The organism is Arthrobacter sp. NPDC058192, assembly GCF_042883665.1.
In the GTDB taxonomy this organism is placed as follows: domain Bacteria; phylum Actinomycetota; class Actinomycetes; order Actinomycetales; family Micrococcaceae; genus Arthrobacter.
Genome location: NZ_JBHVVJ010000018.1, coordinates 100,090 through 113,543, shown reverse-complemented (window position 1 = coordinate 113,543; position 13,454 = coordinate 100,090). Strand labels below are relative to the sequence as shown.

Below are 13,454 nucleotides of genomic sequence, written 5' to 3'. Positions count from 1 at the left end.
GGACCGGCGTTGCTTCGGGGCTATAGCTCAGTTGGTAGAGCGCTTCGTTCGCATCGAAGAGGTCAGGAGTTCGAATCTCCTTAGCTCCACAGTGAAGGCCCTTTGACCTGCGGAAACGTTGGGCGGAGGGTCTTTTTCAGGCCAAAAATGGGGCCAACCCATCGTTTACTCATCGTTTTCGGGTGAAAAGCATCGGGTGGTGATGGGCCCTCGGGGATGTTGGAATGCGGTTGCGCCGGCACAACGCGCGGCCGACTAACCGGTTTCTACATCGTGGGACCATCGACGACTTCGTGGCCGGCGAACTGCTCAAGCGCCTTGGTGAGGTCTGGGGATTCCGTGGCCCTGGCAATGTAGTGCTTCTCAGTGATGGCTGTGCCGGAGTGACCAAGCTGGGCTGCGGCATCCTTGGAGCTGTACTCTCGGTCGATCAATGTCGCAACTGACTTTCGGAAGACGTGTGGTGTCACCCATTCGTACTCAGACCCGGATCGCGCGTCCCGCCATTGGCGTCGGAAGTTGTTCGGGCTGCGCACCGTTCCTGTTGAGGATGGAAACAGCATGGCGTCGTCTGCTGGCTGCTCGACAATGTACTTGCGCCTGAGGGTTTGCTCGGCGAAGGGAGGCAGCTTCACCGTCCGGAAGCCGGCCTTGGTCTTGGGTTTGGCTTGCCGGTAGGTGTCTCGTTCCCTTTCCATGACGACTGTCCCCGAGATGGTGATGGTGGCGGGGCTCGCCTGGAGGTCGACATCTTGCCAGCGGATTGCAAGGACCTCGCCAATTCGGGCGCCGGTTGCAAGGAAGATGTTCACAACATCCAACAGGTCGGATGCTCGTGGCCGTCCTCGATGGTCAGAGTCGTCCTGCCATTGACGGATCACAGCGCGAAGCTTTAGAACATCCTCTACGGACAGCGCCTGCACGTCCTTCGTGGCGACTTTGATCCGCGCGACCTCGCGGATCGGATTACTGTGTATGGCGTCGTGGCGCACGGCAAGTCCGAGAATTCCTGTGAGGACGACCTTTGAGTGGCGTGCAGTCGCTGGGTGGTCTGCAGCAACATTCTTCAAGAACCGGTCGAGCCTGCCTGTGCTGAGCTCGTTCAACCGTAGTCCAGCCAACGCTGGCGAAATCACGCGACGGTACGTGTCCTTGTAGCCGTCAATGGTCCGGCGGCCGGCGCGGCCGTTGCTTTCGATTTCCTCAAACCACAGGGTGCTTAGCTCGGACAACCGCATGCTGGGTGACACTTCGGATTCCAAGGGCGACTGGCGGTCCTTCAGCATCGTCACGAGGCTGCGCTCGGCCGCTGCTCCTGTGTCGCCCCAAACTTCAACGAGGCGAGTTATTCCGTCGGTGTCCCTGAATCGCGCCCGGGCACGCCACCGCCCGCCTGGCTCCTTGATCCGGAGAATCTTGCCCCAGGTCCCAAGAGGAAGCGGCTGTCTGGGCATCTAGGACTCCATGTGGGAAGACAGCCAGGAATTGAAGTCACTCCGGCTGATGCGGAGATGCCGGCCGATCCGGTAAGCGCGGGGGCCGAGGTGCTTCACGCGCCACTGGTAGAAGGTCTGCTCAGGAATCCGAAGCTCGGCACAGATCTCCTTTGGGGTCAGCCACTCTTCCCCGACACTCTCCGCTGCCCCCACCTTTGACGCGTTGTTCATCAGAGTCTCCCTTGTAACCGCCGTTTTATCGTGGTTGACATACCAGTTTTTCCTTGTTCATGGGAATGGAAGAGTTGCACGGCATGACGGGCAGGAACCGCGTCAATATTCGGTTCATAATTGCCAACCCGTGCTGACTGGGCCGGGGAGACCCGCAACCGCTGCTTCGGGCCACGACCCAGGCTGCTGTTGTTGGGCGGGGCGAGAAGCGGTCTGGTGGATGAGGTCTTGAATGTTGTGGTGCTGCGCTTTCCGTTCCCACTCGTGATCCGCTGGTGTAGGTCCCAGTGGGAGGGGGGAATCGTCAATGCCCCACCTGTCCCTGTAGATAGCGATCCTTCCGATGAGGTAGCTGGTGTCTTCCGCGCTCGCAGGCGGTGGCAGAGCATCCACGAGGTTTCGTTTCCAATCAGGGTCCTGCGTAAGCGCAGCGTTGATGACGGAAACCGCCCTGTGTTTGATCCGGGCTGTTGCTTGTTTGATCATGTTGGCGAGGTCCGGTCGATCCGTGTGAATGGGGTTGGCGGCGGCGATCTGCGCCAGATAGTCGTATTCGGCATACAGCCGTTCCAGGCTATCCGCGCTGAGGCGCTCGGACGCCTGGAATTCGTGGGCGGTTCTTTCTGCACCTTCGGACGCTAGGACTTCACCCAGGATTTCTCGCCACGAGGGCTGCACGGTCGGGTCAAGGGGCTCGTCAACGCGAGGATCATTTTCGCTGACGTATGCATAGTTGCCTCCGCGGCCCCGGGTCATGCTCACATACAGCAGCTCACGCGCGAGCCCGCCCTGCGTGACCACGGTGTGTCCGGCGTCGACCGTGATCCCCTGGGAGCGGTGGGCTGTCGTCGCATAACCCAGCTCGACCGCGGACTCAACATAGTCGCGCCGCAGCATGACGGTCGCCCCGGTGTTCCGGCGTACCGCTTCGAGGGAACCATCACGCCTTCCGCCGCGGACGATGTCGAGCAGGGTGCCATTGCGGACGAAGTCACCGTTGCTGTCCGCAACAGTGCGGTCGTTCCGGCGAGCGATTACAATGTCGCCGCGGCCGGCCCACTGCCCGTCCCTCAGGAAGGCTGGCTGCTCAGCATCCACGGAACCTTGGACCACACGGTCCGCCTGGGCCCGTTCGTTGAGCATGCTGACGGCCTCGTTGTCCGCGGCAATAAGAATGGACGACCTTCCCTGCGCGATATCGTGCTGCCAGGCCCGGTAGGCCTGGTCGACCATGTCGGAATAGACGCCGTGCCGTATCCGCTGATGCACGTCGTATTCCTCGACCGCGGCGAAGTTCCCTTCTCGAAGTTTCAGCGAGGCGTCCCGTTCCCAAGAGTGCTCGAACCGCCAGACGGTGCTCAGCCGTGCGGTTTTGCCCTGCCGGTCCACCCAGCCGAGCACACCGCCGGCGTCGATGGCATCCAGCTGGGACGGATCGCCGACCAAGAGAACTTTGGCGCCCGCATCCCGGGCCTGGTGGACCAGGGCCGACAACTGCAGGGTGGACACCATGGAGGCTTCGTCGACGACCACGAGCTGATTCGGATGGAACCGCCACCGCTCTTGCTCTGCGGCAAGCCGGGTTGCTTCCTGGGCCAGCCGGGTACTTTCGACCCCAAAGTTCAGTAGGCGCTGCTCGACGGCGAAGAACCGCTCAGCCCGCTGACCCGCACCCATGCCGACCGACTCGTAGAGCCACTTGGCGACATTCTCGGTGACCATCGACAACTCCCGTCCGAGAACCTCGGCGCTCGCCGCAGCGGGTGCCAGGCCGACGACGCTTCCGGGCCCGAATTCCGATTCCCAGGCAGCTTTGACGGCGCCGAGCGTGGTGGTCTTTCCGGTGCCCGCAGGACCGACGACGGCGTCGAGTCGGTTGCCGCTCAGCAGTACTTGGGAGGCCGCCGCGCGTTGATCGGAGTGCAGCTCAAACATGCCGTGGTGCTTGTAGCCGGCGAGTGCTTCCATGGCGACCTTCGCACGGACGACCGGGCCGCCGTCGTCGTCCCTTGCCGCCATCACCGCCTCTTCGGAGGCGAGGATCGTGGTGTCGGTGTAGAGGCGCGATCCGTGGAAGTCGAAGACGCTCTGGGCGCCGCGCCGCAGATCGGGCAGTGCGTTGGCGGGGATGCTGTAACGGCACTCGTTGATTGGGACCGATCGGGTCTCGGCGGCGGTGGCGACGGCGTCGATCATCGCGGTCCGGTCTTGCGGCGTTTGGCAGCGGATCGCGGCGCAGACCCGTTCGGCTTCCGCAAGCAGGTTCCATCGGTTCCAGGTGGCGCGTTTGGCCGCCACCCGGTCCCGAGTGAGCATCGCGACGGCGTCCAGCCAGTCCGGCGTGAAGTCGGCGGAGCGGAAGGGTTCGGTTCGTGAGCGGTGGACAGTGGTGGAGAGAACGTGTTCGGGTTCAAAGCCCCGTTCGAGGGCGCGCGCCCGCCATAGGGCCGAAAGCTCATGTAGTGGTCGGATGACTTCTGATTTATGCTTTCGCGTCGAGAGGGTGGCTTGCTGGCGCAGTTTGACTGTTTGGGTTGCGGTGGGTCGGGTCCCGTGGGTAGTTGTCCATTCGTCGACCAGGCGGTCTGTTTCGAGATCGATGAGACGGGAGCGGTGCGAGAATTCCCAGATCAGGTCGTCGTCGATGCCGCTAAGTTGCGGGCTGGGGTTGTGCGTGGTGTTCAATGGTGCTCGGATGTCTGTGTCGGTGCCGAGATGGTTCTTGAGGGCGTCGAAGAGCAGCCCGTTGTAGTGCTCGCTGGCCGCGACGGCTGCCTTGTAGAGGGTCCGGGAGTCCAGCGTGCCCCAGGCGCCGTCGGTTATGCGCTGAACGCGGTTGGCGATGACAACGTGGGTGTGAAGCTGAGGATCTCCGGCCCGGGACTCCCAGTGGTCGAAGGCCGCCGCGACCGCGCCCCGGGTTCCGAGGTGCGCGACACCGTTGTGCCCGGCACGGGTGTGGATGACAAGCTCTTCGAGCCAGTCCAGGGTCGCGTTGACGGCGTCGTGGTGGAGTTGGAGGATTCGGTTCTGCTTGTGGCGGGGGCTGAGAGCCCAGATCACCGACACCGACTTGGGGACGCTGAAGGTCAGGTCGAACCCGACGACGGCCCGGCGGGTGGTGGTCTGTCCTCGATTGGACTGGACGATGGTGGATTGGCTGTACGGCCGGCCCAGGGCAGTGCCGGTGTCGGGGTGCGCGGCTTTGTCGAAGACGGCTTTGGCATCTGGTTCGGTGACGAGGTCGCCGGTCTTCCGGGCGATGCCTTGTAAGCCGCTTCCGATCCAGCGTGCCTGAGGTGTGCCCGCCTTCATGTAGTAGGTGGTTGCGTCCGTGGGCGTGACAGTAAGGTCATCCATCATGGTGGTCTTGAACAGGTACCTCAGGCCGGACTGTGCCGAGAGCCGGGCGACGGACATGGTCATGGCTGCCGACTGCTGGTTTGGATCCAGGCCGGTTCCCAGCGGGGCTGGGCGCAGCGGGTTAGGCAGCACCGCTGCGAAGGCCGATTTACGTCGATACCGCGATCGCACCCGTCACAGATTCTCGCGTACACGTCAGTTCATGCGTGCTGAACCTCGTGGCGGCATGACCTGCCGTGAGTCCGTGCTCACGGCGGGCACCGACGGTGCCAGAGGTGTGAGGGATGGCGAGGTGCAAAGGATGGTGACGTGCGAAGGAGGGGAGGTGCCTTCTGGGTTTCAACGAGTGGGAACTGCGGAGTGCGGGGGATGGGTATTTGACGAACTTGCCCGAATGAATGAGAAGCGTGCAGACGGGCAAGTGACACAGCAAGCTCTGGCGCGTGCCAATCCAATCAATTTGGGGAACGGGGACACGCGAAGTCGGCGCGCATAAATCTGCCCGCCGTCTTCTGCCCCAACGTCACGCTGCGGTTGGAAATCGCGCCACTAGGGTCAGATTACGGTCTAAGACTTCGTCGAGAGCCGTGTCTGGAAAGAAGAATCCAACCCTATTCTGGCAGCCCCAGACCCCCTGCCTGACGTCAGGTTAGGGTGTACTTCAAATGGGTGCTCTCGCCGAAGCCTACCTATACGTGGTGACAGCCGGCTCGCCGAGCTAGCGCCCGTCTAGATCCTCGATTTGCCGAACGGTTCTGTTGGCCACACTGCAACCACGACCAGCTGATGACCTTTCCAAAATGCTTCGACTAGTGGGGGAGACCGCCCGGTCGGTTACAACGCCCCGCTACTGACTCGGGTCCATCTCAGCCAGGAAATCGTAATGATTCCAAGCCGGAGGCTCTCCCGGACTGTCCAAAAGTGGCATACACGGTTGTTCGTGAGCCGGGGAGTTGCCGGTGGAGCGAACACCGGTGGTAGCTCAGGTTAGGGAACTGGTTGAGGGCAGGGACTTAGAATTTGATAACTGATGTGTGCATAGTTTGTGCAGGCGCAACTGTCGTCCTTGCTTCGCTCCTCTGTTGCACGCATGGCCTCGACTGGGATCCCGTTCAGTGCGGCGAGCCAATAGAGGTTTTCCGCTATCTTCTCTGAGTCGTGTCCACAATCAGGACACACATTCCTGCCTAGCCCCTTCCCATCAGCCAGTTCAAGTCGCCAAGGTGCGAGCCACAGTAAGAAGCGTTTCATTGGCCTAGGGGTGGGTTGGGGCAAAGCCATCGGCTGCGGACCTCCTGGACAGATTGTTTCCGGTATAAGCCGGACGGTACGTTTAGCGTCACTTGGCCCAAAGACCGATATTGCCGGGGCGCCTCCCACGGATGCTGACTTGCTCCAGCAGATCACGGCCTTTAGGGAACTTGCATCATCCTTTTGGTCGGAAAAAGACCATCTCATCGGAAACCCAACCGGCCGATGTGTGCCACATCACCTCACGAAAGAATTCATTGTGCCTAGGCAAAACAGGCCCTGCTTATCCCCAAGATTTCTGTCCACGTTATTGGTAGCTCGCTTCAAGGAGGAAGCCGTCATGTCAATCACGTTCCAACTGCCCATGGCTTTCCGGGCAAAGCGGAGGGCCATGCCCGCTTCAAGCGTCGACCAGTCTTTTCCGACTGCAGAGCCGCGCCAGGCCCTTGTGGCACCCGGACAGATCAGCTCCTTTGCCTGGGAGGGCGCCTACATCGAGCCAAGCGATCAATCTGCCGAGTCAATGGCCCGGGGAACGCAGCCCAACCCCGAACTTGAACGATTTATCGCCAGCCTCATTTACGGCGAATAGAACGACTATCCACATCGCACAATGGAGTTGAGGAAAATGACAGTCACTCTCGACCAGAAGACGGCCCTTGAACCAGTGTTTGATCCACGAGTGTTCCGTGACACGCTCGGGCACTACGCTTCCGGCATCACCATCATCAGCGGCATCGACGAGGACGGCCCGATCGGCTTCACGTGCCAGTCCTTCTACTCCGTCTCGACCGAACCCCCGCTAGTCTCCTTCAGCGTCATGACCAGCTCTACGACCTACCCGCGGCTACGCGAGACCGGCAAGTTCGTCGTAAACGTCCTCGCCCACGACCAGGACAACGTCTCAAACCAGTTTGCCCGCAAAGGCACCGACAAATGGGCCGGAATCGACTGGTCACAAACTAACGCAGGCAACCCCATCATCGCTGGCACCCTGATGTGGCTCGACTGCGACATCTGGGCAGAACACGAGGCCGGCGACCACTACATCGTCATCGGACGTGTCAACGAAATGAGCCCAGCCACCTGGCACAAAGAAGAACCACTGCTCTACTTCAAGGGTCAATATCGCCACCTCCGCGGTATCGACGACAAGGTGTAGACCTCATCCGAGTTATCCCCTAAGGTGTCGCCCTGCCGACGACGGTCAAATCAGGAGGGCAGGGCAGGCAGTAAGCCCGCACTAACTGAACTGCGTGGTCTCCGGACGGGGGCTAGGGCCAAGAAGGTACGACCAACCAACTTTGGATTGGCAATTGCAGAGGTACTTATATGTCGCTTTGGCGCGAGAAACGAAAAACGAAACCGGCAAGAGCCGTTGCCGACATCCTCCGGGAGCGCAACGAAAGAAGGACGGCGGCCCTCATTGCCTGCATCACGGAGATAAGTGGTACAGGAGGCCCCGGAACCGTCACACATTCTCTTGTGGCTGAGCGGGCTGGCCTTCCGCTGCAATGGGTCGAATGGCAATACCCGTCCCGGGATAAGCTTCTTGCCATCGCAGGTAGGTAGCTACAGCCCGCCATGTTTCGTCGGCCTGGTCCTGGACGGACCAGGCCGACTTCCATGCCCACAAGAGAACTGGAGGTCCAGCGTTGAGTACAACGGAGGCGCTTATGTCTAATCCGCTGATCCATAAATTATTCAACACGGCACCTGCCGGCATGATTGAGCACCGTGAGAGACTAGTGCCGTGAGCCCCGACGAGGCCCTTCGCCTGCTGAAACAGAGCGCTTTTGACGCGGCCCCGCTGGCCACTGCCATCTTTCGTAAAGAATCCCCTACAGAGCTGGTGTTCCTAGGAGGCAACGGCAAGCTCGATGCATTGCTGCACGACTCAACCGAGCCTGCGGTTAATCCGGATGATGTCCCAACACCGGCCCTGATACAGCTCGTTGCGACATCGCTTTCTGAACCGGCGGACGATCAAACCATGACGGTTCATCTGGGCGAGCAGCTGGCTGCCTTCCGCCCCCAAGTCAAGATGTTCAACGTACCCGGCGATCCTGCGGACTATCTGGTGGTTCAGTTGGCTGCGCTGGCGGAGCCGGATTCCACCGAACACGACTTACACTCCACGATCAGGCAGTTGAAGGATCTATTAGATAATTCAGCCGCCCTCATGTATGTCAAAGACCTAGACGGCCGTTACCTAATTGCCAATCACTACTACGCCCGACACCTTGGGGTCACAGCAGAATCAATCATCGGTCTGACTGATTATGACCTGTTTCCCAAGGCCGTAGCTGACAACTACTCCAACAACGATGACATGGTCATCAGGACCGCCAGCTCAATCGAAGTCGAGGAACTCTTGGCGACAGACCGGGACCAGTCCGAATTGGATGAAGACAGCCGTTGGCTGTCCATAAAATTCCCGCTTCTGGATGACGCCGGCAAGCCATACGCTCTGGGCGCGATCTCCACGGACATCACTGACCGGAAACGGGCAGAAAGGGCTGCGCGGGAAGCGATGCATGACGCGGAGCGTGCTAACCGCTCGAAAAGCGAATTCCTATCAAGGATGAGCCACGAGTTGCGGACGCCGCTGAACGCCATATTAGGGTTCGCGCAACTGCTTCAGGATTTGCCCCTCAGCCCCCGCGCAGCCGAGAGTACAAGCCATATCCTCGATGCCGGCAAGCACCTCCTGGCACTCGTTAATGATGTTCTGGACATCACTTGGATCGAGGCTGGCGCCCCTGGCATTGCCTCCGCTCCTGTTCCGGCAATCGACTCGATCCACCAGGCCCTCGAATTGGTGCGCCCCCTGGCCGCTGCACAGGACATCGAGATCGCTAGCGATTTGCATGGCGCCTTGCACCGTTACGTCCTAGCTGACACTCAGCGGCTAAGGCAAGTCTTCATCAATTTGCTGAGCAACGCTGTGAAGTTCAACAACCCCCAGGGTGCTATAAGGGTCTGGTGCGAGGTAGTGGACGGGGCGCTCCGCTTCTTGGTCATGGACACAGGCCCTGGGATGTCCGAGGACGACGTCGAGCGGCTGTTCAAACCATTTGTGCGCCTTGATCAATCGGCCTCCATTGAGGGGTCCGGCCTGGGCCTTGCCCTTTCCCGGCGACTTGTGGAGGAAATGGGCGGCTCCTTGGGCATTGAACACACCGCTCCGGGCGAGGGGTCAACCTTTTACGTGGACATGCCGCTCGCGCCTGCACCGGAGGAGGATCTCGACACGTCGGTCCCCGAAAAAGATGCTGTCGACACCAGCGACGCTGCTCATGCTAAAATCCTTCAGATCGAAGACACTTACGCGAATATCCGCTTGGTGGAGAACATCATTTCCGGGATGGGCGGGCTGGACCTTATTTCGGCTACAAGTGGTGAGTCCGGGGTAGCTTTGGCCCAGGACCAAGCGCCTCAGCTTATCCTGTTGGACGTGAATCTCTCCGACATGTCAGGGGTTGAAGTCGTAAAACTCTTGCAGCAGGACCAGCGTACGAAGGACATTCCGGTGATTATTCTTTCCGCAGATGCAACTCCGGCGCGCATAGCCGAACTCCGGAGTATGAAAATCGTTGACTACCTAACGAAACCGTTCGATATCGAGCATTTTGCGCGGACAGTTCGCCAAACGCTAGCTCTGGCATGAAGGCCTTCACCGTCTTCATCGCCGACGACCACCCGGTCTACAGGGAGGGCCTCGCCCAGAACTGGAAGAACGTGCCTCAAATCGAGGTTGTGGGCTCCGCCGGAGACGGCAAGAGTGCACTAGCAGCGATCCGGGAACTGAAGCCAGACGTGGCAGTTATGGATTTACAACTGCCTGAACTCGACGGCATGGAAGTTCTGGAGACGCTGTTCGCCGAAGCGGCACCGACGAGCATTCTTGTCTTGACCGCATACATGGACAGCAAGACGGTCTTCAGGGCCTTCACGCATGGAGCCCGCGGGTTCCTGGAGAAAGCGGCGTCCTTTGATGAGATCACGGATGCAGTCCTGCGCATTGGTGCCGGTGGAACCATCATCGCCCCGTTCGCGCAGGACGTTCTCGCCCGAGAACTAAGGACCCGCCGGGACACGCCTAACAGGCCGACGCTCACCGCCCGCGAGGTCGAAATTCTTCGTCTTGCAGCAGACGGCCATTCGGGTCAGAAGATTGCCAACGAGCTGCACATCTCTTTGACGACCGTTAAGACGCATCTGCAGCACATCTATGAAAAACTCGAAGTATCGGACCGGGCCTCCGCGGTCGCCCAAGCCATCCGACGCGGAATCCTCCACTAATTTGCCACAGTGAGCCCGTACCGGAATTGAACGGGCAGAGCAACCCAATATTGGCGAAATGGTGGCCCTGGTTGCTTGAGGGGAGTCGTCACCATTAGACAATCTCAATAGTGTCGTCTGGGATAACAATCCAAACTCTGGAGTTGAGTTGTGCAGACGGATTGAGATGATCCTGTCCCGGCTGCACTTTTCGCGCATGCGTGGCACGTCCTGACTTGGAGGCAGAAGCTCCGTAGCCTGCACCGTCCCCTTTTCTCCAAGCTTGAAAGGTTTCCGGGGAGCCCCACTCACATGAGTTGCCCAGACCGAAAACAGTGTTTCATTCGGAGCTTCTTGCCTGATTGCCGTTCTCCTACTGCCTAAGAATAGAGGCATGTATGCGCACGAAGATCAGGCAACAGCGTTGACCAAAGTCCCGATCCCATCAATCGTTATGGCCACCGTATCTCCGGGCTGGACTCCGACAATTGTGCCGGGGGCTCCGGTCATTACGACATCACCGGGTTCCAGTGCCATCCACTTCGTCACGTGGACTAAGCACTCCACCACGCCGGAGATAAGGCTGAAGGTGCCTGAGCGGGCTTTGGCCCGGTCGTTGACCGCGACGTCGATGCCCAGGTTCCCCGGATCCGGGATATCCGTTTCAATCCACGGTCCCAACGGGGTGTAATGGGTTCCTGATTTGGCTTGAAAGAGTCTTTCGTCAATCACCGCCTGGGTGGCGTTGGTGACATCGTTGGCGATGGTATAGCCCAAGACATGATCCAGAGCATTCTCCGCCGTAAGGTCAACGGCACTCTTACCAATAACGACGGCAAGTTCACCTTCCACATTCACAGCGCCCACCCGCCACGGCGGCTCGATGACATCATTCGGGCCAGCAACAGTGTGGACTGACTTGAGCCAAGGCTGTATAGGCAGCGGGTGATTATCGTCGTTGTGCCCGATTCCGACAATAACTGCCGGGCAAGTTGGGGCTAGCAGTGTTGCCTTCCCGGCCGAGGTTACTGGACCCAGGAACGTTGGAACCGGAGCAAACGGATCATCTATGTGATGCCATTCCTCATTCAGGTAGACGGCATGCCGAATGCCTTCGCTCGTCAATAGTCGTGCGATTCGCATTGCATTCTCATTCTCTCGCCCGTGCTCCGGAGCCTCAGCGCTAGTCGGGGCAGGCCCAACCCTGTGGAAGCGGCACAGTAGTGGTGGGATCAATTGGCATGGGGGTCAGTGATGTGTAGACGCCTCGGCGCCGTTGGGAGTTGGTCATGACGCTGAAGGGGTCCGGGGGCGGCTCGGTCGAGACGGAGTAGAAGGACTGGCAGGTGAAGCCGATCGCGCCGGCCTCGTCATGCCGCTGATGATGGTGATGCCGGAAGCTAGTGCCCGAGCGTGTCACGGAAGACCCGCGGATCAACGCAGGATCTGAACACTGGCAGGGTTTGGGCGAGAGACGTGCTATTCCTTCGCTCAGGCAACCGGCGCGGACAATGACGCGGCGATGTTAGCGGCACGGCTGAGATTAGCCGTGTACTCCGCCGCCGCCTGGGCAGTAATTTCGTCGAGGTTCTCCATCTGGCTGGACACAAAGTAGAAGCCGCGGCCCGGGACGACCGCGCCGAGTTCGACCAGAAGCGGTGCGAGGCTTACCGACGGACCCAGGGCGTGGGTGAGATCGCCTCCGGTATGGACCGGAATTGCCGTCACCCCGGACAGGCCATTCGTCGGATACCTGTCCAAGAAGGCCTTGAGAAGACCCGTGTAGGTGGCCTTGTAAGTGGGAGACGCGAAGACCACGAAGTCGCTCTCCGCGACGCGGTCGTTCAAAGCCGCCATCTCATCGGAGGGCCACGCGAAAATCTCCGCCGTGTGGTCGGCCAGATCGATGATCTCCAGCACGTAACTGCCCGGCACGAGGAGCTTCTCGACGAGGCTCTTCGCTACTTCCAGGGTCCGCGACTTGGGTTTGGGGTTGCCCACGACGATCGTTGCCTTTAGTGTCATTGTTTGTTTCTCACTTCTTCCTAGTCAGTACATATTTACGGCTTAGCAGAGGCCTGGAATTGGCGGGCGTTGGCCAGCACTGGAAGTTTGCCGCGGACGTCGTTGACCTGTGACGGTTCGATGTCGACAACGATCAGTTCAGGCTTGCCCCCAAGTTTCGCCAGTTCGGTTCCCAGCGGAGAGATCACCGCGCTGCGCCCGATCCCGGTGGGAGCAGCGCCCGCGGAGCCGGCACCGATAGTTTCGGGGTCCCCTTGGCCGCAGGCAACCACGAAAGTCGTGCTGTCCAGTGCGCGGGCCCGGACCAGCAGGTCCCACTGCTCAGCCTTGCCTTCACCTGCACCCCAAGAGGCACACACGATATTGACCTGGGCTCCCGCTCTGGCGTTGGCCGAAAACAGGGCCGGGAAGCGCACGTCATAGCAGGTGGCCAAGCCGAAAACCGTCCCATTGAATTCAAAGGTCACAGGACTCTCGCCGGCCTCGACGCTTTCGGACTCCGCGAAGCCAAAGGCATCGAAGAGATGTACTTTGTCGTAAGAGGTATTCACCCCCGGTCCTGTGACCAGCAGGGTGTTCCGTACGCGTCCGCCCTGTCCGGGCGTGAACATTCCGGCCACGATCGCAATGCCCAGTTCCTTGGCGATCCCGCGCATTTCCTCGGCCCAGGGACCGTCGAGAGGCTCAGCGACATCGGCCAGGGAGTGGCCAAAAGCCCGCATGACTGCCTCGGGGAACACGACGAGCTCGGCCCCGGCCGTTTTGGCTTCGGCGGCACAGTCCCTGACTAGGTCGAGGTTTCCCGCCGGGTCGGCGCCGCTGATGATCTGGGCGACTGCGAGACGCATGGAGGAGCTCCCATCT

General features: G+C 60.2%; 10 protein-coding genes and 1 tRNA gene. 5 read left to right on the top strand and 6 right to left on the bottom strand.

All coding sequences use genetic code 11. From position 1 onward, the window contains the following. The first annotated feature begins 16 nt into the window (after positions 1-16). Positions 17-89: transfer RNA gene (locus ACFVVK_RS17545), tRNA-Ala, on the top strand. Positions 90-266: 177 nt separating this feature from the next. Here ACFVVK_RS17545 and ACFVVK_RS17540 read toward each other — a convergent pair. From ACFVVK_RS17540 to mobF, 3 genes are all read right to left on the bottom strand, one after another. Further along, entirely contained in the window at positions 267-1,286 is a 1,020-nt protein-coding gene (locus ACFVVK_RS17540) for a tyrosine-type recombinase/integrase (RefSeq protein ID WP_390269747.1), read from the bottom strand. Between the two features lie 168 nt (positions 1,287-1,454). Beyond that, entirely contained in the window at positions 1,455-1,667 is a 213-nt protein-coding gene (locus ACFVVK_RS17535; RefSeq protein ID WP_390269744.1) for a helix-turn-helix domain-containing protein, read from the bottom strand. A 114-nt stretch (positions 1,668-1,781) separates the two neighbouring features. Continuing rightward, positions 1,782-5,093 (bottom strand): MobF family relaxase, encoded by a 3,312-nt coding sequence (mobF, locus tag ACFVVK_RS17530; protein WP_390269741.1) that lies wholly within the window; start codon positions 5,091-5,093, stop codon positions 1,782-1,784. 1,528 nt (positions 5,094-6,621) lie between these two features. On the opposite strand from mobF, the gene ACFVVK_RS17525 reads away from it, so the two are divergent. The 4 genes from ACFVVK_RS17525 to ACFVVK_RS17510 all read left to right on the top strand — a co-directional run bounded on the left by ACFVVK_RS17525 (position 6,622) and on the right by ACFVVK_RS17510 (position 10,586). Next, positions 6,622-6,873, top strand: coding sequence for a hypothetical protein (locus ACFVVK_RS17525; protein ID WP_390269738.1), 252 nt, complete (start codon positions 6,622-6,624; stop codon positions 6,871-6,873). A gap of 36 nt (positions 6,874-6,909) precedes the next feature. Continuing rightward, complete coding sequence (locus ACFVVK_RS17520) at positions 6,910-7,443, top strand: flavin reductase family protein (RefSeq protein ID WP_390269735.1); 534 nt, start codon at positions 6,910-6,912, stop codon at positions 7,441-7,443. Between the two features lie 591 nt (positions 7,444-8,034). After that, positions 8,035-9,951: an ATP-binding protein gene (locus tag ACFVVK_RS17515; protein WP_390269732.1), complete on the top strand. Its 1,917-nt coding sequence runs from the start codon at positions 8,035-8,037 to the stop codon at positions 9,949-9,951. Beyond that, positions 9,948-10,586 (top strand): response regulator, encoded by a 639-nt coding sequence (locus tag ACFVVK_RS17510; RefSeq protein ID WP_390269729.1) that lies wholly within the window; start codon positions 9,948-9,950, stop codon positions 10,584-10,586. The genes ACFVVK_RS17515 and ACFVVK_RS17510 overlap by 4 nt, the downstream gene beginning before the upstream one ends. Positions 10,587-10,976: 390 nt before the next feature. On the opposite strand, the gene ACFVVK_RS17505 is transcribed toward ACFVVK_RS17510, so the two are convergent. From ACFVVK_RS17505 to ACFVVK_RS17495, 3 genes are all read right to left on the bottom strand, one after another. Next, on the bottom strand, positions 10,977-11,708 hold the full coding sequence (locus ACFVVK_RS17505) for a fumarylacetoacetate hydrolase family protein (RefSeq protein ID WP_390269726.1): 732 nt from the start codon (positions 11,706-11,708) through the stop codon (positions 10,977-10,979). Between the two features lie 348 nt (positions 11,709-12,056). Next, positions 12,057-12,590 carry an NADPH-dependent FMN reductase gene (locus ACFVVK_RS17500; protein WP_390269723.1) on the bottom strand — a complete coding sequence of 178 codons (534 nt, stop codon included), beginning with the start codon at positions 12,588-12,590 and terminating at the stop codon, positions 12,057-12,059. Positions 12,591-12,625: 35 nt separating this feature from the next. Further along, a complete protein-coding gene (locus ACFVVK_RS17495; RefSeq protein WP_390269720.1) occupies positions 12,626-13,438 on the bottom strand; it encodes a carbon-nitrogen hydrolase family protein in 813 nt (270 codons plus the stop codon). Positions 13,439-13,454 lie beyond the last annotated feature (16 nt).